Below are 22,825 nucleotides of genomic sequence, written 5' to 3'. Positions count from 1 at the left end.
TTACCTGCCGGGTAATGCACTTCAGCGCCCGCCCCGGCTAAGGTTCGGCCATGAACATGATCCGACCACTCGGCGAGCTGATCCGCGACTGGCGACAGCGCCGCCACCTGACCCAGCTCGACCTCGCCGGCCTGGCGGACACGTCCACGCGCCACATCAGCTTCATCGAAACCGGGCGCTCGCTGCCGAGCCGGGCGATGCTGATGCGCCTGGCCGATCGTCTCGACGTGCCGCTGCGCGAACGCAACGTGCTGATGACCGCGGCCGGGCTGGCGCCGATGTACAGCGAGCGCCGCCTCGACGATCCGGCCATGGCGCAGGCGCAGGCCGCGATCGACCTGGTGCTCGCCGGCCATGAGCCCTACCCCGCGCTCGCCGTGGACCGACACTGGAACCTGGTCGCGGCCAATCGCGCGCTCGCACCCCTCCTGCAGGGCGCTGCACCGGCGCTGCTGCACGCACCGTGCAACGTGCTGCGGCTGAGCCTGCATCCGGACGGCGTGGCGCCGCGCATCGCCAACCTCGGTCAGTGGCGGGCGCACGTCCTGCATCGGCTGCGTCACCAGGCCGATGCGACCGGCGATGCGATCCTCGCTGCGCTGTACGACGAGCTCGCCGCGTACCCGGCAGCGGACGATGAGCCCTCGACCTCCGGCGCACCCGCGGTCATCGTGCCGCTGCGCCTGCGCACGGCGATGGGCGAGCTGTCCTTCATCAGCACCACCACGGTGTTCGGCACGCCGATGGATGTCACATTGGCGGAACTGGCAATCGAATCGTTCTTCCCCGCCGACGCCGCCACGGCCCAGGCGCTGCAGATGCTGGCTGCTACAACGCCGTAACCCGCATCTGGCATTCCATCACCACCATTGCGGCGCCGTTGGGCACGCACATCGACGGACTGGTATCGAGCACCAGGGCGCGACCGCCGGCGAAGACGCGGGTGCTGCCCTGCAGCCATTGCCCGCCCGTGCAGCGCAGCGCCTCGGCCGGCCATGGCAGGTTGCAGTGGGCGATGGTGTAAGGCGCGGCGACGGTCACCACCGGCCGCCCGGACACGGTGACGCGCGAATAGGGTGCCGTCGGCGTGGCCGGACCGCCGTGCGCGCAGGCCACGCTCGCGCCGAGATGCAGGACCGCTCCGCCCATGGCTATACCACCGTCAGCGCGCCGTCGTTGATGGTCACCATCGTGCCTGCCAGGACGATGCTGGCACCGCGGCCGTTGCTGATGGTGATGCCCGCTTCGTTGACCGCAATCGTCGCGCCGTTCTGCGCGCGCAGCAGCACGCCGCCATCGGGCCCGGGCAGGTCCGACACCAGCACCGAATTCTGGCCGGGCGTCTGCAGCAGCATCGCCGACACCCCCTGGCCGGACGGCGCCATCACCGGCAACTCGCCGGCGTCGACCCAGTAGCCGCCAACCCAGATGGGCAATTCGGCATCGCCCTGCTCGAACTCCACCCAGACCGGGGCGCCGATCGCCGGCAACAGGAACAGCCCGCTCTGGTGGCCCGCCACCGGCACGCACGGCATGGCCCAGCGCGAGCCGCCGGCGTCGAAGACCTTCGGCACCTGCACCAGCACGCGGCCGAGTTGCAGCGGATCGATGTTGTCGACCACCACGCCACGGAACTTGCCGTAGTGGCGGAGGGGGTCGGACTTTGTCTGGTGCGGCATGCGACTGGATTCCTGGACCGCGTGATGTATGGACATGCGGATCCCCCGTGGACATCAACGTGAACAGCCCTGCCCGCAGGCCAGCCCGCTCGAGGCAGACCGTCCGTCGCGATGCTCAACCAGATGGTTGACAATCAGTCATGACTGCGGCGATCCTCAACCACATGGTTGAAGAACAAACCCTCGATGCCATCTTCCACGCCCTGTCCGACCCGACCCGGCGGGCAATGCTGCGCAACCTGTCACGGCAGGAGCGCAGCGTCGGCGAACTGGCGGCGCCGTTCGAGATCTCCCTGGCCGCAGCGTCCAAGCACATCAAGGTGCTCGAACGCGCCGGCCTGGTACGGCGCCAGGTGCAGGGCCGCATCCACACCTGCCGCCTCGACGCCGGCCCGATGCATGCGGGACTGGAGTGGATGCGCCATTACGAGCAGTTCTGGAATGCGCGACTCGATGCGCTCGATGCGCTGTTGAAGGCAGAGGACAGCGTCGCCGACGACCGCGCCAGCGCTACCGCTCGCCCCTCCAGCCGCAAGTCCGGCAAACCAGCGTCCGCAAAATCCCCCAGGAGCAAACGATGAATCCAGTGGTGGTCCGTGTATCGCGTCGGTTCGACGCCTCGCCCGAGCGTGTCTTCGATGCCTGGCTCGACCCGGCGACGGCTGGCCGCTGGCTGTTCGCGACCGCCGACGGGCAGATGCAGCGGGTCCAGATCGAGGCGCGCGTCGGTGGTCGTTATGCCATCGTCGAACGGCGCCCCAACGGCGATGCCGAGCACTTCGGGCGTTACCTGGAGATCGACCGGCCGCACCGGCTGGTCTTCGCCCTGGCGATGGAGGAGGACGCCGACCAGGGCGACCGCATCACCGTCGAGATCACGGCCGACGGCAGCGGCAGCCTGCTCACCCTCACCCACGAAATGGCAGCCGAGCACGCCGAATATGCCAAGCCGGCCGAATCGGGCTGGACGATGGTGCTGGCCGCACTCGCGCGCCATCTCGCCTGACGCCTCAACACCCCAGGAGTTGCAGATGAACCTTTCACCCTCCGCCGATGAATTCGGTGTCGTCATCGCCGCCGGCACCGTCCGCATTGAACGCACGCTTCCGGGGCCGATCGAGCGCGTCTGGGCCTACCTGACCGAGTCGGAAAAGCGCGGCACCTGGCTCGCCTCCGGCGACATGCAACTGCACGCCGGTGGCCGCGTCGACCTGGAGTTCCGCAACTCGGAGCTGACCGAAAATGACGCCGCACCTCCGGAGAAGTACGCGCAATACGCAGGCCCCAGCCAGATGCACGGCCGCATCATCGCCTGCGACCCGCCGCGCCTGCTCGAATATTCCTGGGGCGAAACGGATGCCGATTCGCAGGTGCGGTTCGAGCTCACTGCGCGCGGCAACGACGTGCAACTGGTCGTCACGCACAGTCGCCTGGCGACGCGCGAGGAGATGACCAGCGTGGCCGCCGGCTGGCATACGCACCTGGGCATCCTCGCCGACCGGCTCGCCGGCCGTACCCCGCCCGGATTCTGGGCGACGCATACGCGCGTGGAAGCCGAGTACGAGAAACGGATACGCTAGTGCGATGAAAACCGCATCGCGCCTCATCGCTGTCATCGCCCTCGCCGCCCTCGCCGCCTGCTCCGATCCTGGTCCACCGCCGGGCGGCACGATCGCCCGGTTCGAGGCAATCGACCAGCAGGTCGGTACCGGAGCGGTTGCCACCTCCGGCCAGGATGTCACCGTCCATTACACCGGCTGGAACTACGAGCAGAAGGCCGCCGACGGACGCGGCAGCAAGTTCGACAGTTCGCGTGACCGCAACGAGCCCTTTACCTTCCTGCTCGGCGCCGGCCGCGTGATCCGCGGCTGGGACGAAGGCGTGGCCGGCATGCGCGTCGGCGGTCGCCGCGTGCTGATGATCCCGCCCGCTTACGGATACGGCAGCGCCGGCGCAGGCGGCGTCATTCCGCCGAACGGGTCACTGGTGTTCGAAGTCGAACTGCTCGGCGTGCGCGAACACGGCAGCCCGTCGGCACGGCCTTAGGCGTAACCGGTGTTCAACGGAATGCCAGCGTGAGCACCCGCAGTGCCTCGCGCGAACGCCGGTCCGTGAGGGCGCTGTACAGCATGACCTCCTGCGAAGGGATCGGTGGCAGCGAGAGCACGCCACCGACGTCCATCGTTCCCTGCGGTGCCGCGCGTTTCGCCAGCACGGCCACCGCCAGTCCGCCCGCGGCGGCGGCGCCGAGCAGGGCAGCGCCCTTCCCGACGAAGACTTCGTCCCAGGCGATTCCAGCCTGATCCAGCGCCCGCACCGCAGCGCCGCGGATGCCGCATGATTCTCCCTGCGTCGCCAACGGCAACGGCTTGCCCGCGGGTGCCTTCCATCCGGTGGCGGCGAACCATGAGAACGCTTCGGTGAACGCTGCCCTGCCCTGCTTGCGCCTGTCCTCCGGTCGCAACACCAGGGCCGCATCGAGCTGGCCCTGGTCGTAGGCCTGCATCAGCTCGCGGGTGCCGCCAATGCGCATTTCGATCCGCAAGCCCGGGTCATGGTCTCGCAGATTGCCCAGCAGCGAGGGCAACTCGCCGCCTATCAGCTGATGACTGATCCCGACCACCAGTCGGCGCGGTTCTGTTTCAAACGCCGAAACGGCAAGGTCGTGCGTCGAAACGAGGTCGCGCGCTGCGCCGATGAACGCCAGGCCTTCGGCAGACAAGCGCACCTGCCGTGGCGTTCGCTCCAGCAGACGGCGCCCGAGCTGTTCCTCGAGCCGGCGCAGCTTGAGGCTGACGGCGGACTGAGTAATGCCAAGCGCATCGGCCGCACGCGTGAAGCTCTGCAGCTCCGCCGCGAGCACGAAGGCCTTTACCGCGCCGATGTCCAGCGTTTCCATACTGGCGATCATTCGTTATTGAAATGACAGATACAAGCCTTGATGCGTTTTCATTATCGCTCAAGCGGGCTAGTTTGTGGCCACAAGATCGTTCAAACGCAGGAGTCACCCATGAATCGCTTGATCGGAATGACCTTCGCGGTGCTGGCGGGACTGGCGGCACGCGATGCGCCTTCATTCGAGCTGCCATCGCCGTTGCGCGGGACGTGGACGCTGGTTGCCGCGGACAAGATCCTGCCTGGCGGCGCAGTGGCACGCGACTATGGCGAGCAGCCCAAGGGCCGACTCGTCGTCGACGCCGAGGGCCACTATTCGCTGCAGATCTTCAAGTCCGAACGGCTTCGCTTCGCCGCCGACAACAAGGCCGACGGCAGTGCGGACGAGTTCAAGTCCGCGGTGATGGGCAGCAGCACGCACTACGGGACCGTCACCATGGATCGCAAGGACAACCAGCTGGTGTTCTCGATCGAGGGCTCGTCCTTCCCCAACTGGGAAGGCACGGTGCAGCGGCGCCAGTACACGCTGCACGGCGACGAGCTCAGCTACCGGGTGCCGCCCCGCGCCGATGGCAGCATTCCCGTCTCGGTGTGGCGCCGGGTCGAATGAGCCCCTGCTTTTGATGGCATGCGGCTACGCAGCGGGCGCTTCGCGCGCGCCGGCGGCGATCTCGAACGACCGCAGCCGAGCAGCGTGGTCAAACACATTGGCGGTGATCATCAATTCGTCCGGGCGATGGCGCTCGATGAAGGCGGCGATGCCGTCGCGGACGGTGCTCTCGTCGCCGACCACCGCACAGGCCAGCGCCTGCTCGACGCCGCTCTTCTCCAGCGGCGTCCAGAACGCCTCGATGTCGTCGATCGGCGGCGGGATCAGACCGGGCTTGCCGCGACGCAGATTGACGAACGCCTGCTGCTGCGTGGTGAACAGCCGTTTGGCCTGCGCATCGGTCGCGGCACCGACCACGTTGAGGGCCAGCATCGCGTACGGCTGCTGCAGGCGCTTGGAGGGCTGGAACTCGCGCCGGTAAGAGGCCAGCGCCATGTCCATCGCATCGGGCGCGAAATGCGAGGCGAAGGCGAACGGCAGGCCCAGCTGCGCGGCGAGCCGCGCCGAGAACAGGCTCGAGCCAAGCAGCCATACCGGCACGTCCAGGCCGGCGCCGGGCACGGCACGTACCGCCTGACCGGCGTGCACCGGCTCGAAATAATGCAGCAGCTCCACCACGTCCTGGGCAAACATGTCGGCGGCCTCGAAGTACCGACGCAGGGCATGTGCGGTGGCGTGGTCGGTGCCGGGAGCACGCCCCAGGCCCAGGTCGATGCGCCCGGGATACAGCGCCTCCAGCGTGCCGAACTGCTCGGCCACCTGCAGCGGCGCGTGGTTGGGCAGCATCACCCCGCCGGCACCAACGCGGATCGTCTGCGTGCCACAGGCGACATGGCCGATCAGTACTGCGGTGGCGGCGCTGGCGATGCCCGGCATGTTGTGGTGCTCGGCCAGCCAGTAACGGTGATAGCCCTGGCGCTCGGCGTGCTGGGCCAGGTCGAGGCTGTTGGCAAACGCCTGCGCGGCGTCGCTGCCTTCGGTGATCGGGGCGAGGTCGAGAACGGAAAACGGAATCATGGCGGCACTCCTTGGCGCATGGCGACGATCTGGGGGCGAATGGCCCGCGATCCCAGAGCGTCAGTGTTCCAACCGTGCACGCGCAGCATTGCATCGATGCGCCAGCATGGGGATCACCACAAGTCGAACACTACACCTTCGCGCTCGTTGTCCCAGATGGTGCTGAACACCCACCAGCGCCCATGCTCATGGCACAGCTGGATGCTGTTGGCGCCGCGCTTGAGCAGCACCGGCGAGTCCGGCGCCGGTCGCGCTTCATAGCGGCTCCAGACATGCGCGACCTGGCCGAAGCGCTCCACGCGCTGTTCGATCTCGACTTCATGGAAGGCATTGGCGGCGAAGAACGGCGCGACGTCGTCGATGTAGCTGTCGACGTCGAACACCATCGCGCGCGTACCGCCGTCGGCATCGACCACCGTGCGCAGGCTGCGCGCCTGCGGATGCTGCAGGTAGCGGAAGCGGGCCCAGTCGCGCGGTGCCCCGGCCGGACCGGAGATGCACTCGTAGATCGCCCGCACCAGGCGCGGGATGTCCTGGGTGTCGGGCCACCAGCGCTCGTCATCGTTCATCGAACCAGCCTCCTGCCTGCGCCGTGAGGCGACTGTGAGAAGCGAACCTCAGCCGGATACCTTGCCGGCCTTGTCGTCGGCCACCGGTTCCAGGCGCAGGTCGTGGAAGTCGAAACTGAAGTCGGTCAGCGGCGAGATCGCCTCCATCCGCGCTTCCCGGATCCCGCCATCGGCATCGAGGGCAAAGCTGACGAATGCATCGGCGTTGAGCCAGCGCTCGTTCCAGCGGACGACGAAGGTGTCGTTCTGCCACGGGGTGAGTTCACCCACCAGTTCCGGCGTGTGGCCGAAGCGCATGACCAGCTTGTCGCCGCGCCGCTCGACGATGACGTCGCCGTACCAGGGGTCGCGGTAGGTGCGGGCGTAGCGTGCCAGCGGCAGCGACGGCGGAGCGGCGGCTGCGCGCGCGGCGAGGTGCTTCTGCCAGTCCTCGTCGGCCTTGCCCTGCGACTTGGCCAAGGCGGCTGCGTAGGCGGCGGTCCAGTCCGTCTTCGGCGCGTCGAGGTAGGCATCGAGCACGCGCATGGTCACGGCATTGAATGCGCCGCCGACCTCGGCATTGGTCAGCACGATCACGCCCAGCTTGTGCTGCGGCACCAGGGTCAGGCGCGACACCATTCCCGGCCAGCCGCCGGTGTGCCAGACCAGCTTGCGTCCGCGGTAGTCCGACAGTTGCCAGCCTTCACCGTAGCCGAGGAAATTGGGCCTGGCCGCTTCAAGTTCCGGCACGGAAGGCTTGGCGACCGGGATGGGCGTGAGCACCGACCACATGCCCTGCTGGCGCTCCTCGCTGAACAAGCGCTGCTCGTTGCCATGCGCGTCGCGGTAGGTGCCGCCGGCCAGTTGCATGCGCATCCATTGGCTCATGTCGTGCACGCTGGAGTAGATGCCGCCGGCACCGGAGACATTGCCCCACGACATCCGCGGCGCCGGTTGCAGGTCCTTGAAGTCGGCCTTCGCATAGCCGGTGGCGACGTTGTCGCGCGGGCGCAGCGCATCGCTGTTGAAGCGCGTGTCGCGCATGCCCAGCGGGGTGAAGATGCGCTGCTGCAGGAACTGCGCATAGGACTGTCCGCTGGCCTTTTCGATCACCAGCTGGGCGACGCCGTAGAGGATGTTGTCGTAGGCGTACTGGCCACGGAAGCTGCCGGTCAGTGGGACGTCCTTGAGGCGTCGCGCGACCTCTTCGGTGCTGTAGTCGGTGCCGGGCCAGTACAGCAGGTCGCCGGCCCCCAGGCCGAGGCCGCTGCGATGCGCCAGCAGGTCGCGCACGCGCATCTCGCGGGTGACGTACGGGTCGGACATGCGGAACCACGGCAGGTGGTCGGTGACGCGGTCGTCGAGACTGAGCTTGCCTTCGTCGGCCAGGATCGACAGGGCCGCAGCGGTGAAGGCCTTGGTGTTGGAGGCGATCGCGAACAGGGTGCTGGCGTCGACCGGCTTGCCGTTGCCCGCCGTCTCGCGCGCGCCGAAGCCGCGTTCGAGCACGATCTGGCCGTCCTTGACGATGGCGACGGCGATCCCCGGCACATCGAACTGCTTGCGGACGCCTTCGACGTAGGCGTCGAAGTCCTGCAGTTGCGGCGGCAAGGTGGACGCGGGCGCGACCTGCTGTGCAGAAACGGCGCCATGCACCACCAGCGCCAGGCCGAGTACGGCGCATTGCGCCGGAATGAATCGCAAAGACATGCGTTGATCTGCTCCCCAGGGATGAGGCCACCTTAGCCAAAGTGCGCCCACGCCCCAAGCCCCGTCCTTTGCCGCACAAGGGGGCATGCCAAGGCAACCTGGCCAAGCAGGCATAATTCCCCTCCCCCGCAGCCTTCCCGCCGATGCCCTCCCAGACCCGCCCCCCTGCTCGCCTGGCCATCATCGGCGGTGGCCCCGCCGGCCTGATGGCGGCTGAAGTCGCCCGCGCGTCGGGACTGCAGGTGGACCTGTTCGAAGGCAAGGGCTCGGTCGGCCGCAAATTCCTGATCGCCGGCAAGGGCGGCCTCAACCTCACCCACGGCGAGCCGCGGCCCGGGTTCGACCTGCGCTACGGTTCGCGCCGCAGCGAAGTCGCCGCCTGGCTCGACGATTTCGATGCCGATGCCTTGCGCGAATGGGCGCGCAGCGGGTTCGCCATCGAAACCTATGTCGGCACGTCAGGCAGGGTGTTCCCGATGGACCGCAAGGCAGCGCCGCTGCTGCGCGGCTGGGTGCGGCGGCTGCGCGAATCGGGTGTGAGCTTCCACGTGCAGCACCGCTGGCTGGGCTGGACGGATGACGGCGCCCTGCGTTTCGGCACGCCCGATGGCGAAGTCGTCCTGCGCTGCGACGCCACCGTCCTGGCGCTCGGCGGTGGCAGTTGGCCCGAGCTCGGCTCGGACGGTGCCTGGCAGGAGCTGCTGCTGGCGCGCGGCGTCGACGTCGCCCCGCTGCAACCGTCCAACTGCGGATTCGACATCGGCTGGAGCGAGCACTTCGCCACCCGCCATGCCGGCGCGCCGCTGAAACCGGTCGTCGCCCACTGGCGCGATGCCTCCGGTGTGCACCACGAACTCCAGGGCGAATGCGTCGTCACCGCGACCGGTATCGAAGGCAGCCTGGTCTATGCCCTGTCGGCGACGTTGCGCGATGCGATCGCCGCCCACGGCGAGGCCCGCATCGAACTGGACCTGGCACCGGGCCGCGACCTGCCGCGCCTGCAACACGATCTGGCCCGCCCGCGCGGCGGCCGCAGCCTGAGCGAGCACCTGCGGCGCCACGCCGGCATCGCGGGCGTGAAGGCCGGGTTGCTGCATGAGGTGCTGGACCAGCAGGCGCTGCACGATGATGCGGTGCTGGCACGCACGATCAAGCGACTGCCACTCCGGTTGCTGCGTCCGCGTCCGATCGCCGAAGCGATCAGCAGCGCCGGCGGCGTGCGCCTGGAAGCGCTCGATGACGCGCTGATGATCCGCTCAATGCCGGGCTTGTTCTGCGCGGGCGAGATGCTCGACTGGGAAGCGCCGACAGGTGGCTATCTGCTGACCGCCTGCTTCGCCAGCGGCCTGCGCGCCGGACGCGGCGCGGTTGACTGGCTGCGCTAGCGCGCCCCCGCGGTAACGCTCAGGCCTTCGGCGGCGCGACGGCCGCGAGGTACATCGTGCACGCGCACAGCTCGATACCCTTGGCGCTCGCCGCCGGCATGTCGCTGCCCTTCAGGCCGATCACCTTGACCATGTCGCCGCCGGCCTCCTTCACCTTGGCCAATGCGATGAAGCCGGTCTGGCTGCCGCCGCACATGGCATTCGACGGCATCTGCGTCGGCGGTGTTTCCTCGAGCACGCGGCGCAGTTCGATTTCCTGGTCGGCCGCCACCATCATCGCCTGGGCATAGGTGCTGCCTGGCGAGTACTGGTCGGCGCCATTGACGATCGCCACGCGCTCGGTGGTGAAGCTGGCGCCGTTGTCGCCACGCATCATGTTGTCTTCGATCGTGAGCTTGCCCGTCACCGCCGTCGCCACCGGATTGCCCGGCTCGAACTCGCCCATCGCCACGGCCTTGACCATCGGCGGTGCAGCGCGCTCGACCGGCTCGGCGTTGACGTCCGGCTGCGGGTTGGCGGCCGGTGCGGGTGCGGTGATTTCCTCCGGCGGGGCACTGTTGACCGGCGCCTGCTTCTCGCACGCGGCCAGCAGCAGCGTGGCGGCTGCCACCATGGACAAGGCGATGTGCCTGCTTGCGTGCCTGCTGACGCGCCGACTATCGGCCGCAGTTTCGATCACTCGTGCTGGTGCCATCAGTGTCCTCACTTGTCAGGGTTCCGCGGCGCAGGCGCCGTCGGCAAACGTCCGGCGGCAACCACCGGACCGCGCTCGACTGCCCTCAGGCAGCGTCATCGATCAGGGGTTGCAGTCCCGGGTCGAGCGCCACGCGCTCGTCGAACACGAAGCAGCGACCGTCGTAATGGCGACCGCCAACGCGTTCAAAGTACCCCAGAATGCCGCCATCGAGCTGCAATACGTTGCTCATTCCCTCCGCCTGCATCCACAGCGCGGCCTTCTCGCAACGGATGCCGCCGGTGCAGAAGCTCACCACCGTGGCGTCGCTCAGTGCTTCGCGATGCGGTTCCAGCGCCTGCGGCAGGTCGGTGAAGTTGTCGATCGGCAGGGTCAGCGCTTCGTTGAACGTGCCGTAGCCGAACTCCTCGCGGTTGCGCGTGTCGAGCATCACCACGCGCTTGCCGGCATCGTCGTGGCCCTGGTCCAGCCAGCGCGCCAGCGTTTCGGGCAGCACTGCTGGTGCCCGTCCCGTCAGCGGTGAAGCATTGTCGCGGCGGAAGCTGATGATCTCCGGCTTGACCTTCACCTTCAGCCGCGCGAACGGCTGGCGCCGGCTGCGGCTGAACTTGACGATGAGATCGGCAAAGCCGTCCTGCACACGCAAGGCGTCGAGGAAACCGTGGATGGCGGCGTCGGTTCCGGCCAGGAACAGGTTGATGCCCTCACCGGCCACCAGCATGGAGCCGCGCAGGCCCAGGTCCTGCGCACGCGCTTGCAGCTGTGCGGCAAGGTCCTGGGGGTGCTGGATGGGGGTGAAGTGGTAGGCGGCGATATTGAGCAGCATGGTGCGCATTGTAAGCGCCGTCGGGGAGCGACCCGACCCACCGCCCAAGTGATTGATTAATCTCGATTCATCAGCGGCGCCTGGCGCAGCCATCTGGCCGCCAGGGCCAGCCAGGCGAGGATCGCCAGGACCACGGCCTTCTGGCTCAGGCCGCGGGGCAGATCGCGCAACAGCGCATGCGCCCACAGCGCGCCGAAGCAGACCACCGCCAGACCGAAGGCGATGGCAAAGCAGCGCCGCCAGCGCGGGTCCGCGCGGAAGCGCCAGGACTGCCACAGCATCCCCAGGGTCGTGCCGAGGAATGCCAGGGGCGCGGAGATGGCGTGGATGTAGGCGCCCAGGGTCAGTTCGCGCCCGCCGCCAAGATCGGTTTCGGCCTGGGCGGTGATGGCCAGCGCCACGGCACCGAGCATGAACAGAGACAGCACCGCCTTGCCGCCGGGCGTGCGGATGACGCGGTAGTAGCCAATGGCCAGCATCGCGATCGCGCTGGCCAGGGCGATGTAGGCGAACTGCAGCCAGGGCCCGTACGGCCCGACGAGATAGAAGCTCAGCGGCACCCGGATCCAGTCGAGATCGTCGCGCAGCACCTGCAGCGCGACGACGGTGGCAAGGAACCAGGCAATGGCCACCAGCGCGACAGTCCCCAGGTTGCGGACCAGCGCCCGCTCCCTGTGCTCCATGCCAACGGTCAGATCGACGCCGGACATCGCCTCGACTCCCGGGACTTCAGATCAGCGCACGCCCATGAAATCCAGCTTGCCCACCGCAACGCCGTTGTGGCGCAGCAGGGCATATGCGGTTGTAACGTGGAAGTAGAACTGCGGCAGGCCATAGTGCAGCAGGTAGGCCTGGCCGGTGAAGCGACGCTCCTTCGGCGTGCCCGGACGCAGCACAATCTCGCGCTCCTGGCTGCCTTCGAACAGCAGCGGGTCGAGGCCGTCCATGAAGGCCAGCGTGCGCGCAATGCGCGCATGCAGCTGGGCGAAGTCCTGCTCGGTGTCGTCGTAGGCCGGAACCTCGACGTCGGCCAGGCGCGCCGGGACGCTCTTGGCGAAATCGCAGGCGATCTGCACCTGGCGCACCAGCGGGAACATGTCCGGGAACAGCCGCGCCTGCAGCAGCACGCCGCCGTCGATCTTCTTCTCGCCGGCGTAGGCCTCGGCCTTTTCCAGCAGGCCGGCCATGGCGCCGAGCATCTGCCTGAACACCGGAACCGACGCGTCGTACATCGAAATGGACATGCCTTGCCTCGAATTGGGTTGACGTAGCCGGGCATGGTACATGGCGACGGCGTCGGCCTCGCCGCCGCGGTGTGCAACATAGCGTCCCGGTCGCGGAGACCGGGACGCTTGCGCGATCACCAGCCGATGCCGATACCGACGCCGGCCGACTGCTCGCTGCCACTGAACGCCGCGCCCACCGACAGCGAGACGTTGCGCTTGACCAGCCGCTGGTAGCCCACCGCCAGTGCTTCCTCTCCTTCCGCATAACCGGCACCGACCGAAACACGGTTGAGGGTCTGGATGTTGGCCGCGCTGCTGGCCATGTGCACCATCGCCGCGGTCATCGCGCCCTGGCGGTTGATGCGCTGGTCGGTCGCGCGGAACTCGTCGTTGACCTCGCCGCGCAGGTCCTCGATCGCCTGCATCGGCAGGGTGACGATCTGGTTGATCTGCTGGTCGGTGTAGGCGTTGGCCTGGTTGAGCGTCACCGCTGCCTGGTTGGACATCTGCTGCACGTTGACCGCATCGGTCGCCGCGGTTCCCTGCGCCACATTGACCACCTGGCGCGCATTGCCGGTGGAGCCGACCGAGACCGTGTTGGCACGGTCAGCGACCGAGTTCGCGCCGACGGCAACGCTGTTGGCCGCGGTCGCACTGGCACCATCGCCGGCGGCCACGCTGTTGCTGCCGGTCGCCGAAGCCGTGGCGCGGTCGCCGTTGGCGGCAAACCGCGGATCCCGGCCAGGGCCACCACCGCTGCCGTTGACCTCGATACTGGTCACGCGACCGTCCAGGTTGGCCAAGGCGTTGCCGACATCGTTGAACACGTTGCCGCCGATGGTGTAGCTGGGCGGCGTGATGGCTCCACCCGGGCCAACCGCCGCACCACCGCCGAACATCGCCACCACGTTCTGGCTCATCGTCGACAGCTGGCCGACGTTGACCGCATCCGTGGCGGCGCTGCCCGCTGCGACATTGGTGACCTTGCGCTCCGCCCCCGCACTGCCCACCGAGACCTCGCCGAACGAGTTCTGCGGTGCGGCCAGCGCATAGGCGGTATAGCCGCTCTGCGCACCGACCGTGGTCTGCGACGCCGAACCCAGCGCCACGCTCAGGGCGTGATTCGCGGTTGAACCGGCACCCAGCGCCACGCCCTGCTCGGCGGTGACCTGCGCCTGGCTACCAACGGCGACGCCGGAGGCAAGCAACACCTGCGTGTCGCGGCCGATTGCTATCGCACCCGGTGCGGCCGCGTCGATCACGGCGCCATTGCCGATGCCGATGCCGTTGTCGCTGTTGACCACGGTGGTCGGGCCGACGGCGATCGAATCGGTTCCGACCGCGAGCGAATCGCCGAGAACGGAGTTGGCGTGGAAGTAGGTCGAACTGGTCGTGGTGACCGCGTTCAACGCACCCTGCAACTGCCGGATCGTCACCGCGTCCTGGGCTTGCGTGCCGTCGGCGACGTGGGTGATCTGGCGATACGACGTCCCCGAACCGACCGAGACCGCGCCAAGCAGCGTCGCATCGGTGGTGTCGATGGGTATGGCGGTCGACCCGGTCGGGATCGATCCGGTGGTCGGCGCGAGTGCGCGATCGGAGACCGATCCGGAACCCAGCGCGACCGCGCCGGTCACCGACGACACCGCCGTGTCGCCAATGGCCAGTGCACCGGCCTGCTGCGCCTGCGACTGGAAGCCCAGCGCAACCGCCCCTTGGCCGATGGCGCTGTTGGTGTGGCCCACGGCCAGCGCACCGTTGCCGGTGGCGGTGTTGTCCAGGCCCTGCGCAACGGCGCCATCACCGGTGGCGACATTGGGATCGCCGATGGCCACCGCGCCATTGCCGCTGGCGGTGTTGCCATCGCCGATGGACACCGATGCCCCGCCTCCGGCCGCGGCATTGCGGCCGATGGCGACCGCGCCTTCGGTGGAGGCGTTGGCCGCGAACCCGGCCGCGAACGCGCCACTGGCCGAGGCCGTCGCCTGCATGCCGATGGCCACGCTGTTGGCACCACTGGCATTGGACAAGGCGCCCATCGCAACCGCGCGCGTGCCGACCGCGACCTGCGCATCGTCACTGCCATCGTTGAGGCCGTCTGCCTGGAAATACCGGTTGTCGGTGGTTGCATCGGCCAGCTGGCTGACGTTGACCGCATCCGTCGGCGCCGTGCCCGCGGCGACGTGGATGATCTGCCGTTCGTTGCCGGCCGTGCCGAGCGACAGAGCGCTGCCGCGATCGGCAACCGAACCGATGCCTAGCGCCACACTGCCGTCACCGGTGGCCTGCGCGAGCCGCCCGAGGGCCATCGATCCGGTGCCGCTGGCGAGTGAATCACCGCCGACGGCCATCGACAGGTCGCCACTGGCGGTGCTGTCGCTGCCGACCGCGACCGAACGCAAGCCGCTGGCTTCGGCCAGTGCGCCCGCCGCCATCGAGCCCAGGCCGCTGGCGATGGCGTCATCACCCAACACCGTGCTCTGCGCCTTGAAGTGGCGATTTCCGGCCACGGCAGTGTTGAGCTGGCTGACGTTTACTGCATCCGTCGGCGCAATGCCGACGGCGACATTCACGATCCGGCGTTCGCCGCCGACCGTGCCGACCGAAACCGTTCCGGCCTGGTCGGCAACCGAGCCTGCGCCGAGCGCCACGGCATTGATCGCCGTAACACTGCTGCCGAAGCCCAGTGCCGTGCCCTGCGCTGCGGTCACGCTGCTGGTCGCACCCAGTGCCGAGGCCTGGCTGGCGCCGCTGGCGATGACCGCACCGGCGCCGATGGACGTGCCCTGGTCGGCCTCGACCCTGGCGTTATTGCCGACCGTCGTGTCGTCCGGTCCGGCGGCAATGCTGGTGCGGCCGATGGCAATGCTGCCCACGCCGCGGGCGATGCTCGCCTGCCCGACCGCGATGGCGCTGTCGGCTTGCGCCCACGAATCCGCGCCGACGGCCACCGAGTTGATTCCGTCGGTCTGGCTGAACTGGCCCAGCGACGTCGATGCGGTGCCGAAGGCATGGGCCGAGCGGCCCAGCGCCGTGGCGAACGCGGCAGTGGCTTGTGCGTCGCTGCCGATTGCCGTGGTGCTCTCCTGGTTGGCGATCGCGCTGGCGCCGGCCGCGACCGATACCAAGCCGGTGGCCTGCGCGTCGTCGCTGCCATTGTTGAGCCCGGCGGCCTTGAAATAGCGCAGCCCGCTGGTAGCCGTCGAGAGCTGGCTGACATTGACCGCATCGGTCGGCGCGGTGCCCGCGGCGACGTTGATGATCTGCCGCTGCGACGCCGCGGTCCCGACCGAGACTGCATTGCCGCGATTGGCCACCGAGCCGGTGCCAAGCGCCACGCCGCCAACGCCGGTGACGCTGGTACCGAAGCCGAGCGCCGTACCTTGCGCAGCGGCGACATTGCTGGTCGCTCCAAACGCCGATGACTGGACTGCACCGACAGCGATCGTGCTGTCTGCACCGACTGCCGTGCTCTGATCGGCCAGCACCTGGGCACCGCTGCCCACCGCCGTGTCGTCCGGACCTGCCGCGCGGCTGGCGGCACCCAATGCGGTGCTGCCGATTCCGACCGCGGCGCTGCCGCGACCGCCGGCGAACGCGTCGACCGCCGAAGCGACGGTGTCGGCGCCCAACGCCAGCGAGCCCGCCTGCGAGGCGTTGGCCGACCGCCCGAGCGACGTCGAGTTGGATCCGGTCGCCTGGGCGTTGTTGCCCACGGCCAGCGACTCGCTGGCGGTGGCGTCAGCCGATTGTCCGAGTGCGACGCTCAATGAACCGGTCGCGGTCGCGTTCTGGCCGAGTGCCGTGCTGACATTGCCCTGCGCCAGCGCCGACGTGCCCAGTGCCACCGAATTGCTGCCGATGGCTCGGGCGTTCTGCCCGATCGCGCTGGCCTGCGGCCCCTGCGCGTTCGATGCGGTACCGAAGGCGACGCTGTTCTGGCCATTGGCGATCGCGTTGGCGCCGACCGCCGTCGCATCGGAATTGTTGGCGCGACTGTTGTTGCCGATCGCGATGCCGCGGCTCATCGGAGTGCCGCTGGGGTCGTTCGCGGCCACTACCGCGTTGGTGCCCAGCGCGAGACCGTCGACCGAGTTGACCTGGCTGGTGTTGCCGATCGCGATGCCGTTGGCGCCCACCGAGCTGGACTGGAAGCCGATGCCGATGGTGTTGTCGCCGCTGGCCACGGACAGCGTGCCCACGGCTGTGCTGCGGATGCCCGTGGCAGCCGCACCTGCACCCAATGCCGTGCTGGCGGTGGTGGTCGCCCGTGACTGGTACCCGAATGCGGCACCGCCAAGGCCGGACGCCTCCGAATCGGTACCAACTGCCGTGCTGGCATCGACCAGCCCGCGGCTGCTGGACCCTATCGCCACCGAACCGAAGCCGTTGGACTGCGCGGCGCTGCCCACGGCAACGCCGCCGGCGCCCGTCGCCTGCGTGACCTCGCCGGCATCGACGATGCCGTTGGCGTTGGTGTCGTTCCAGCTGCCGATGGCGACGCCGAGCGTGCTGCTGGCGTTGCTGCGGTAGCCGATCGCCATGGAGCTCTGGCCGCTGGCCACCGAGTTCGGGCCGCTGGCGATCGAGCGCGAACCGATCGCCTGCGCGTCGTCGCTTCCGTCGTTCAGGCCTTCGGCCTGAAAGTAGCGCGTATCGCCGGTCACGGCGCCGAGCTGGCTGACGTTGACCGCATCGGTCGGCGCGGTGCCCGCGGCGACGTTGACGATGCGGCGCTCGCTGCCGGCGCTGCCCACGGAAACGGTACTGGCCTGGTCTGCGACGGAGTTCGCGCCGAGTGCCACCGCGTTCGAACCGGTGTCCGCGACGAAGGCGCCGGTGCCGATCGCCGTGGCCTGCGTGGCACCGCCGATGACGCCGGCGCCGTTGCCCACCGCGACGCTGCCATCGCTCTGCACGATCGCGCCGCCGCCGAGTGCGGTGCTGCCGCTACCGATGGCCTGCGTACCCAGGCCCAGCGCAACCGCATTGCTGCCCGAGGCAGCCGACTGGCTGCCGACGGCGATCGCACCGTCGGCGGTGACGCTGGCGCCGAAGCCCAGCGCCGTTCCCTGCGCGCCGCTGACATTGCTGGTGGCACCGAACGCCGAGGCCTGCGTCGCGCCAACGGCGATCACGCTGTCGGAACCGACCGCCGTGCTCTGGTCGGCGAGGACGCTGGCATTGCTGCCAACGGCCAGGTCGCCCGGGCCCGCCGCGAACGCGGAGGCACCCACTGCGACCGCGCCGGCACCCGTCGCCGTTGCAGAACTGCCCACCGCCACGCCATTGGTGCCTGCCGTCACCTGTGCATCGTCGGTGCCGTCGCCCAGGCCATCGGCCTGGAAGTAGCGGATGCCGTCGGTGGTCTGGATCACGGCGTCGAGCTGGCTGACGTTGACGCCATCGGTCGCGGCGGTGCCGGGAGCGAGATTGACGATCTTGCGCTGCGCCGCGGCGGTGCCAACGGAGACGGTATTGGCCTGGTCAGCAATGGAGCCGGTGCCGAGCGCCACTGAGTTGATGGCCGAGGCTGTCGCGGAGAAGCCCAGCGCCGTCGCGTCGGCCGCGCTGGCAGTGGACGCGGTTCCCAGTGCGGTCGCATCGGTGGCCGTTGCGCTGGTGAATTCGCCGGCCTCGACCAGACCGTTGCCATTGCGATCGATCCAGCCGCCGACCGCCGTGCTGGCGGTCTGTGTCGCGCGTGAGTTGTTGCCCAGCGCCGTGGCGCGCAGACCGCTGGCGCCGCTCTGGAAGCCCAGTGCGGTGGCGCCGATGGCCGAAGCATTGGCCGCCTGGCCGACGGCGCTGGTGTTGATGGCGAGCGCCTGCGCCGCCTGACCCACCGCCATCGCATCCTGGCTGTTGGCTGCAGAACCCTGCCCGACCGCCATCGCGCGCACGCCAGTGGCCGCGGCGTTCTGACCGACAGCCGTGGTGTTGGCCACGGTTGCCCGGGCGGCCTGTCCCAGCGCACTCGATTGCGGGCCGCTGGCGACGGTGCTTTCACCCAGCGCAGTGCCCTGCACACCGGTGGCCTGGCTGTTCTGGCCGAGCGCGGAACTGTTCTGTGCCGAGGCGATACTCAGCTGTCCCACTGCAGTGGCTTCCAATCCCGCGGACTGACTGCCCTGCCCAACGGCGACCGAGGAACCACCGTTGGAAAGCGCTGCCTGACCCACCGAGACCGAATTCAAGGCGGCCTGGGCATTGCTGCCGACCGCGGTGGCAGCATTGGCGCTGCCCAGCGCCGAAGCACCCAATGCAATCGTGTTGGTGCCTGTCGCCGTTGCCAGACTGCCGACGGCCATGGAGCTGGCGGTGTTGGCGGTCGCGGACGGGCCGATCGCGACGGAGTCGGCGGCGACCGCCGTGGAGCGGTAGCCCAGCGCGAGCGCGTGATCGCCGGAGGCTGTGGCGCGCGAGCCCATTGCCACGCTCGATACGCCAGTCGATGCCGAACTGATGCCCACCGCGACGCTGCCGATTCCTGACGCCAGCGCGGAGTTGCCGAACGCCTGCGCGCCGCCTGCCGTGGCCGTGGCGTTGTTGCCGAATGCAACCGAGTAGTTGCCTGTTGCATAAGCACCGCATCCGGTAGCAAACGAATACACACCGAAGGCCTGCGACAACCGGTTGCTCGCGCCGCTGGTGGTGGCGCCCATGTAGCCGATGTTGTTCGTGGTCTGGCCGTCGCCGGTCCAGAGCACCTGGGTGGTGGACGTGCCATAGGGATGGAACACGCCGAACGCCTGGTTGCTCTCGAAACGCAGGTACTCCTGGTCAGCGGTGATGCCGGTGGTCTGGTTACTTCGACCGATGACATTGTCCGCGCCGCAGAAGTCCTCGTCGCCATTCAACACGACGCTGCCGTGGCTGCCGAATGCGTATCCGCTGCCGGTGCCGGTCGTGCTCTGGTTGAAGCCGCCGTTGATCGCGGTGTTGGCGCCCATGGCGTGCGGCGTGGCGAGAAGCAAGCCGATCACCACGGCGAGGTTGCGCAGGCGCACGCTGCTGGAAGCACGCGAACCAGCGGCTGCGTGGTGATGGTGTGCATGAGTGCTCATGACCGACTCCCGAGGCATGAAGGCGTTGGGGCCGGCGATGCGTCGCAGCCCAACGAGGCCAAGGGTTACGTTGCACAACGTGCAGATGGAGTGAACACCTTCATGCGCGCAAAAGCCCTGAGAATCAGGGCTTTGCGATTGTTCCGGCACGAACCTTGCCGATCACAATGCTGAACGTGTGCGGCTGCCGGTGACATCGCTTTCGGCGACATCGAAGGGCGTCGACGCTATGAAGTTAGCGGTACCAGATGTGCCTGCTGCGCGAGCCGGACATAGAGGGTCTCGACCCTGCGTGCCATGCCGTCGGCACCCCAGGCGCGGGCATCGGCCGGTCCCGCCGAGGACAGCTGTGCGCGCATCTCCGGCGAGCGCAGGACCCGCGCGACCTGTCGTGCAAAATCGTCGACGTCCTCTTGCGCGACCACCGCGCTGGCGGCGTCGCGCAGGACGGTCGCCGTGCCCATGACCGCCGTGGACACAATGGGCACGCCCAGCGCCATCGCCTCGATGAGCACCAGACCCTGCGTCTCGGTGGGCGAAGCGAACACAAACGCGTCGCCGGCGCGGTAGGCATCAAGGAGCGTGGTGCGGCGGTCAAGGTTGCCAAAGAAGCGCACGTGGCCCTGCAGGCCCAGTTCCTGAACGAGTCGGCGCAGGCGCGGCTCGTCCGGGCCTTCGCCGGCGATCAGGAACAGCAGGTCCGAGAAGGCCGCGACCAGCCTGCGCACGACCTGCAGCAGGAAGCCGATGTTCTTCTCCAGTGACAGGCGACTGACCGTCACCAGCGTCGGTCGCTCCGGGGAGATGCCGTGGGCGGCGCGGAAACGCGCGCCGTCGCCGTTGCTGAACTGGTCGAGGTCGATGCCGGTGGGGATCACCGTCGACGGCGTGGTCACACCGTAGCGGTCGAGCACCTCGAGCATCTGTGCGCTGGGCACGATCAGTTCGTCGACGCCGTGGCACAGGTGCCGCGAGGCGCGCCGCGCCAGCAGCCGGGTCAGCGGGGACGGCAGCCATGGCAGGTAGTGGCCGACGTACTCTTCGAAATAGGTGTGGTAGGTCTCCACCGTCGGCCAGCCGCCGTGGCGCGCGAGGCGTACGCCGAGCGTGTGGGCGCGGAACGGGGTGTGGATGTGGATGACGTCCCACTCGCGCTCGCACAGTGCGGCTTCGGCCTTGGCCAGGTCGTGGCCTTTGATCAGGCGGTCTTCGGGGTCGAAGAAGATCTTGCGCGATGGCAGGCGCAGTATTTCGAAGCCTTCGTTGCCGTCGTCGCGGGCCTGGTGGTCGGTGCCGTAGTCCGGCGCCACCAGGGTGATGGTGTGCCCCATTCGCGCGAGGGCCTGGGCGAAGGTGCGGATCGAGGTGGAGACGCCGTTGATGCGCGGGAAGTACACGTCGGACAACATCAGGATGTTCATGCCGGTCTCGCCTGGGCCCGTGCCCGCGCCAGGTCGATTCCACAGGCTGAACGTTACCGTTTTGTCACAAAGTCCCGGTTGATTGCAGGTCCGGGCCTCTCCCTGGGGAGGGGGTTGGAGTGAGCCCACCAACGGCCATGCAATGAATGGGCGGAGCAATCCCCGGTGCGGCGGACGACGCCCCTCCGCGGTCGGAATCCTGAAGCCCCCAAGTAGCTACAGGTGGCGCGCTACTCCTCCTGCGCATCAGTCCATCGCTGTGGTCCAGCGCCATGCTCACCCAGCACGTCACCGGGATTGGCCAGCCGGCAGCGCTCCAGTGACAGGCAGCCGCAGCCGATGCAGTCGTCCAGCGTGTCGCGCATCTGGATCAGCTGCTGGATTCGCGCATCGAGTTCCTCGCGCCACATTGCCGACAACCGGGTCCAGTCGCGCCGCGTCGGCGTGCGCGCCTCCGGCAGGCTCGCCAGTGCGTCGCGGATGCTCGCCAGTGGCATGCCCACGCGCTGGGCGGCACGGATGATCGCGATACGGCGCAGCATGTCGCGCGAGTAGCGGCGCTGGTTGCCCGCGGTGCGCTGGCTGTGGATCAGACCCTTGGCCTCATAGAAGTGCAGCGCGGAGACGGTCGTGCCACTGCGCTGCGCCACCTCGCCGACGGTGAGCTCGTCATGGGACGCCATTGCGCTTGACCTCAAGTTAACTTGAGGTTCTATCCTGCTCGCCATGTTCGATTCCGGTCAAGTCATGGATACCCGCAACGAGCGCGACGGCTATGTCGCACGACCCGTTCCGGCCGCCACGATGCAGGCGGTGGTGTTCGATACCTACGGCCCGCCCGATGTCCTGCGCGTGGCCGAACTGCCGCTGCCGCACCCCGCCCGGGGCGAAGTCCGCGTGCGCGTGCGCGCCGCCGGCGTGCAACCGGCCGACTGTTCGACGCGAAGCGGCTGGTTCGCGCAACGGGGCATCGGCCAGGCGCCGTTCCCGCGCCAGCTGGGCAACGAATTCGCCGGCGTGGTCGAGCACGTTGGCGACGACGTCGACGGCATCGTCGCCGGTGACGAAGTGCTCGGCTGGACGACGGCCAGTGCCTACGCCGAGGCCGTGGTGGTGCCGCCAGACCAGCTCGTCGCCAAGCCCATCATGATGACGTGGGCGGTCGCCGGATCGCTGTCGGCATCCGGGCAGACCGCACACACCGCCGTACAGGCGCTCGACATCGTGCGTGGCGATACCGTGCTGGTGCACGGCGCGGCCGGCGGCGTCGGCACGATTGCCGTGCAACTGGCACGCCTGCGCGGCGCACGCGTGATCGGCACCGCCAGCCGCGAGAACCACGACTACCTGCGCACGCTGGGTGCCGAGCCGGTGCTGTACGGCCCGGGCCTGGCCGAACGCGTGCGCGAACTTGCCCCCGGCGGCGTGCAGGCAGCACTGGACGCGTCCGGCCGCGGTGCGCTCGATGCATCCATCGCGCTCGGCATCGAACCCTCGAGAATTGCCACCCTGGTGGCGTTCGAGGACGTCCAGCGCCTGGGCGTTCGAGGTGTCCGCAGCGATCGCAACCGGGCGCGCCTGCAGGAACTGGTCGACCTGCACGACAGCGGTCGCCTGCGCGTGCACGTGCGCGACATCTATCCGTTGTCGCATGCCGTGGTCGCGCATCGCGACGTCGAGAACGGGCACGGGCGCGGCAAGGTCGTGCTGATGGTCTACAGCACGTTCGGGCATGCCCTGTGAGTGA

General features: G+C 68.6%; 21 protein-coding genes. 8 read left to right on the top strand and 13 right to left on the bottom strand.

The genetic code is table 11. The annotated features are described in order from the left end of the window. Positions 1-50 precede the first annotated feature (50 nt). Positions 51-842, top strand: a complete 792-nt coding sequence (locus tag MNR01_RS00570) for a helix-turn-helix transcriptional regulator (RefSeq protein WP_241919070.1) — start codon at positions 51-53, stop codon at positions 840-842. On the opposite strand, the gene MNR01_RS00565 is transcribed toward MNR01_RS00570, so the two are convergent. Together MNR01_RS00565 and MNR01_RS00560 are read right to left on the bottom strand one after the other, a co-directional pair. Then, positions 829-1,149: a hypothetical protein gene (locus MNR01_RS00565; RefSeq protein ID WP_241919069.1), complete on the bottom strand. Its 321-nt coding sequence runs from the start codon at positions 1,147-1,149 to the stop codon at positions 829-831. The genes MNR01_RS00570 and MNR01_RS00565 overlap by 14 nt on opposite strands. A 2-nt stretch (positions 1,150-1,151) precedes the next feature. Continuing rightward, on the bottom strand, positions 1,152-1,679 hold the full coding sequence (locus MNR01_RS00560) for a phage baseplate assembly protein V (RefSeq protein ID WP_241919068.1): 528 nt from the start codon (positions 1,677-1,679) through the stop codon (positions 1,152-1,154). Positions 1,680-1,819: 140 nt separating this feature from the next. On the opposite strand from MNR01_RS00560, the gene MNR01_RS00555 reads away from it, so the two are divergent. The 4 genes from MNR01_RS00555 to MNR01_RS00540 are packed head-to-tail and all read left to right on the top strand — an operon-like array spanning position 1,820 to position 3,725. Then, the gene (locus MNR01_RS00555) at positions 1,820-2,260 is read left to right on the top strand and encodes a metalloregulator ArsR/SmtB family transcription factor (protein WP_241919067.1); all 441 of its coding nucleotides are present in this window, start codon (positions 1,820-1,822) and stop codon (positions 2,258-2,260) included. Beyond that, positions 2,257-2,685 carry an SRPBCC domain-containing protein gene (locus MNR01_RS00550; RefSeq protein ID WP_241919066.1) on the top strand — a complete coding sequence of 143 codons (429 nt, stop codon included), beginning with the start codon at positions 2,257-2,259 and terminating at the stop codon, positions 2,683-2,685. The genes MNR01_RS00555 and MNR01_RS00550 overlap by 4 nt, the downstream gene beginning before the upstream one ends. Before the next feature lie 25 nt (positions 2,686-2,710). Continuing rightward, a complete protein-coding gene (locus MNR01_RS00545) occupies positions 2,711-3,259 on the top strand; it encodes an SRPBCC family protein (RefSeq protein WP_241919065.1) in 549 nt (182 codons plus the stop codon). Positions 3,260-3,263: 4 nt separating this feature from the next. Continuing rightward, the gene (locus tag MNR01_RS00540; RefSeq protein WP_241919064.1) at positions 3,264-3,725 is read left to right on the top strand and encodes an FKBP-type peptidyl-prolyl cis-trans isomerase; all 462 of its coding nucleotides are present in this window, start codon (positions 3,264-3,266) and stop codon (positions 3,723-3,725) included. 13 nt (positions 3,726-3,738) lie between these two features. Here the strand turns inward: MNR01_RS00540 and MNR01_RS00535 are convergent, their stop codons facing one another. Beyond that, entirely contained in the window at positions 3,739-4,578 is an 840-nt protein-coding gene (locus MNR01_RS00535) for a LysR family transcriptional regulator (protein ID WP_241919063.1), read from the bottom strand. Positions 4,579-4,689: 111 nt separating this feature from the next. Between MNR01_RS00535 and MNR01_RS00530 the strand changes: the two genes are divergently transcribed. Further along, positions 4,690-5,184: a lipocalin-like domain-containing protein gene (locus MNR01_RS00530; protein WP_241919062.1), complete on the top strand. Its 495-nt coding sequence runs from the start codon at positions 4,690-4,692 to the stop codon at positions 5,182-5,184. A 24-nt stretch (positions 5,185-5,208) separates the two neighbouring features. On the opposite strand, the gene MNR01_RS00525 is transcribed toward MNR01_RS00530, so the two are convergent. The 3 genes from MNR01_RS00525 to MNR01_RS00515 all read right to left on the bottom strand — a co-directional run bounded on the left by MNR01_RS00525 (position 5,209) and on the right by MNR01_RS00515 (position 8,459). Beyond that, positions 5,209-6,201, bottom strand: a complete 993-nt coding sequence (locus MNR01_RS00525) for an LLM class flavin-dependent oxidoreductase (protein ID WP_241919061.1) — start codon at positions 6,199-6,201, stop codon at positions 5,209-5,211. Positions 6,202-6,314: 113 nt separating this feature from the next. Then, complete coding sequence (locus tag MNR01_RS00520; protein ID WP_241919060.1) at positions 6,315-6,770, bottom strand: hypothetical protein; 456 nt, start codon at positions 6,768-6,770, stop codon at positions 6,315-6,317. Between the two features lie 48 nt (positions 6,771-6,818). Continuing rightward, on the bottom strand, positions 6,819-8,459 hold the full coding sequence (locus tag MNR01_RS00515) for a serine hydrolase (RefSeq protein ID WP_241919059.1): 1,641 nt from the start codon (positions 8,457-8,459) through the stop codon (positions 6,819-6,821). Positions 8,460-8,602: 143 nt separating this feature from the next. On the opposite strand from MNR01_RS00515, the gene MNR01_RS00510 reads away from it, so the two are divergent. Next, positions 8,603-9,844 carry a TIGR03862 family flavoprotein gene (locus MNR01_RS00510; protein ID WP_241919058.1) on the top strand — a complete coding sequence of 414 codons (1,242 nt, stop codon included), beginning with the start codon at positions 8,603-8,605 and terminating at the stop codon, positions 9,842-9,844. 19 nt (positions 9,845-9,863) lie between these two features. Here the strand turns inward: MNR01_RS00510 and MNR01_RS00505 are convergent, their stop codons facing one another. From MNR01_RS00505 to soxR, 7 genes are all read right to left on the bottom strand, one after another. Then, the gene (locus MNR01_RS00505) at positions 9,864-10,463 is read right to left on the bottom strand and encodes a hypothetical protein (RefSeq protein ID WP_241919057.1); all 600 of its coding nucleotides are present in this window, start codon (positions 10,461-10,463) and stop codon (positions 9,864-9,866) included. Between the two features lie 160 nt (positions 10,464-10,623). Next, positions 10,624-11,364 (bottom strand): sulfurtransferase, encoded by a 741-nt coding sequence (locus MNR01_RS00500; protein ID WP_241920679.1) that lies wholly within the window; start codon positions 11,362-11,364, stop codon positions 10,624-10,626. Between the two features lie 56 nt (positions 11,365-11,420). Further along, a complete protein-coding gene (locus MNR01_RS00495) occupies positions 11,421-12,074 on the bottom strand; it encodes a DUF998 domain-containing protein (protein ID WP_241919056.1) in 654 nt (217 codons plus the stop codon). Positions 12,075-12,098: 24 nt separating this feature from the next. Then, positions 12,099-12,608, bottom strand: coding sequence for a DUF1993 domain-containing protein (locus MNR01_RS00490; protein ID WP_241919055.1), 510 nt, complete (start codon positions 12,606-12,608; stop codon positions 12,099-12,101). Positions 12,609-12,724: 116 nt separating this feature from the next. Further along, the gene (locus MNR01_RS00485; RefSeq protein WP_241919054.1) at positions 12,725-19,657 is read right to left on the bottom strand and encodes a YadA-like family protein; all 6,933 of its coding nucleotides are present in this window, start codon (positions 19,655-19,657) and stop codon (positions 12,725-12,727) included. A 227-nt stretch (positions 19,658-19,884) separates the two neighbouring features. Then, complete coding sequence (locus MNR01_RS00480) at positions 19,885-21,078, bottom strand: glycosyltransferase (protein WP_241919053.1); 1,194 nt, start codon at positions 21,076-21,078, stop codon at positions 19,885-19,887. A 230-nt stretch (positions 21,079-21,308) separates the two neighbouring features. After that, on the bottom strand, positions 21,309-21,761 hold the full coding sequence (gene soxR / locus MNR01_RS00475) for a redox-sensitive transcriptional activator SoxR (protein ID WP_241919052.1): 453 nt from the start codon (positions 21,759-21,761) through the stop codon (positions 21,309-21,311). A 64-nt stretch (positions 21,762-21,825) separates the two neighbouring features. Here soxR and MNR01_RS00470 point away from each other — a divergent pair, with 64 nt between their 5' ends. Further along, positions 21,826-22,821 (top strand): NADP-dependent oxidoreductase, encoded by a 996-nt coding sequence (locus MNR01_RS00470; RefSeq protein ID WP_241919051.1) that lies wholly within the window; start codon positions 21,826-21,828, stop codon positions 22,819-22,821. Positions 22,822-22,825 lie beyond the last annotated feature (4 nt).

It is taken from the genome of Lysobacter sp. S4-A87, assembly GCF_022637455.1.
Lineage (GTDB): Bacteria > Pseudomonadota > Gammaproteobacteria > Xanthomonadales > Xanthomonadaceae > Lysobacter_J.
Note: the sequence above shows the minus strand (reverse complement) of the source record. Positions and strands in the feature narration are given on the sequence as shown.

What these genes read in the sequence shown, in the direction of transcription:
- MNR01_RS00570 (WP_241919070.1), top strand. Translation starts at nt 51, where the DNA reads ATGAACATGATCCGACCACTCGGCGAGCTGATCCGCGACTGGCGACAG.
- MNR01_RS00565 (WP_241919069.1), bottom strand. Translation starts at nt 1,149, where the DNA reads ATGGGCGGAGCGGTCCTGCATCTCGGCGCGAGCGTGGCCTGCGCGCAC.
- MNR01_RS00560 (WP_241919068.1), bottom strand. Translation starts at nt 1,679, where the DNA reads ATGCCGCACCAGACAAAGTCCGACCCCCTCCGCCACTACGGCAAGTTC.
- MNR01_RS00555 (WP_241919067.1), top strand. Translation starts at nt 1,820, where the DNA reads ATGACTGCGGCGATCCTCAACCACATGGTTGAAGAACAAACCCTCGAT.
- MNR01_RS00550 (WP_241919066.1), top strand. Translation starts at nt 2,257, where the DNA reads ATGAATCCAGTGGTGGTCCGTGTATCGCGTCGGTTCGACGCCTCGCCC.
- MNR01_RS00545 (WP_241919065.1), top strand. Translation starts at nt 2,711, where the DNA reads ATGAACCTTTCACCCTCCGCCGATGAATTCGGTGTCGTCATCGCCGCC.
- MNR01_RS00540 (WP_241919064.1), top strand. Translation starts at nt 3,264, where the DNA reads ATGAAAACCGCATCGCGCCTCATCGCTGTCATCGCCCTCGCCGCCCTC.
- MNR01_RS00535 (WP_241919063.1), bottom strand. Translation starts at nt 4,578, where the DNA reads ATGGAAACGCTGGACATCGGCGCGGTAAAGGCCTTCGTGCTCGCGGCG.
- MNR01_RS00530 (WP_241919062.1), top strand. Translation starts at nt 4,690, where the DNA reads ATGAATCGCTTGATCGGAATGACCTTCGCGGTGCTGGCGGGACTGGCG.
- MNR01_RS00525 (WP_241919061.1), bottom strand. Translation starts at nt 6,201, where the DNA reads ATGATTCCGTTTTCCGTTCTCGACCTCGCCCCGATCACCGAAGGCAGC.
- MNR01_RS00520 (WP_241919060.1), bottom strand. Translation starts at nt 6,770, where the DNA reads ATGAACGATGACGAGCGCTGGTGGCCCGACACCCAGGACATCCCGCGC.
- MNR01_RS00515 (WP_241919059.1), bottom strand. Translation starts at nt 8,459, where the DNA reads ATGTCTTTGCGATTCATTCCGGCGCAATGCGCCGTACTCGGCCTGGCG.
- MNR01_RS00510 (WP_241919058.1), top strand. Translation starts at nt 8,603, where the DNA reads ATGCCCTCCCAGACCCGCCCCCCTGCTCGCCTGGCCATCATCGGCGGT.
- MNR01_RS00500 (WP_241920679.1), bottom strand. Translation starts at nt 11,364, where the DNA reads ATGCTGCTCAATATCGCCGCCTACCACTTCACCCCCATCCAGCACCCC.
- MNR01_RS00495 (WP_241919056.1), bottom strand. Translation starts at nt 12,074, where the DNA reads ATGTCCGGCGTCGATCTGACCGTTGGCATGGAGCACAGGGAGCGGGCG.
- MNR01_RS00490 (WP_241919055.1), bottom strand. Translation starts at nt 12,608, where the DNA reads ATGTCCATTTCGATGTACGACGCGTCGGTTCCGGTGTTCAGGCAGATG.
- MNR01_RS00485 (WP_241919054.1), bottom strand. Translation starts at nt 19,657, where the DNA reads ATGAGCACTCATGCACACCATCACCACGCAGCCGCTGGTTCGCGTGCT.
- MNR01_RS00480 (WP_241919053.1), bottom strand. Translation starts at nt 21,078, where the DNA reads ATGAACATCCTGATGTTGTCCGACGTGTACTTCCCGCGCATCAACGGC.
- soxR (WP_241919052.1), bottom strand. Translation starts at nt 21,761, where the DNA reads ATGGCGTCCCATGACGAGCTCACCGTCGGCGAGGTGGCGCAGCGCAGT.
- MNR01_RS00470 (WP_241919051.1), top strand. Translation starts at nt 21,826, where the DNA reads ATGGATACCCGCAACGAGCGCGACGGCTATGTCGCACGACCCGTTCCG.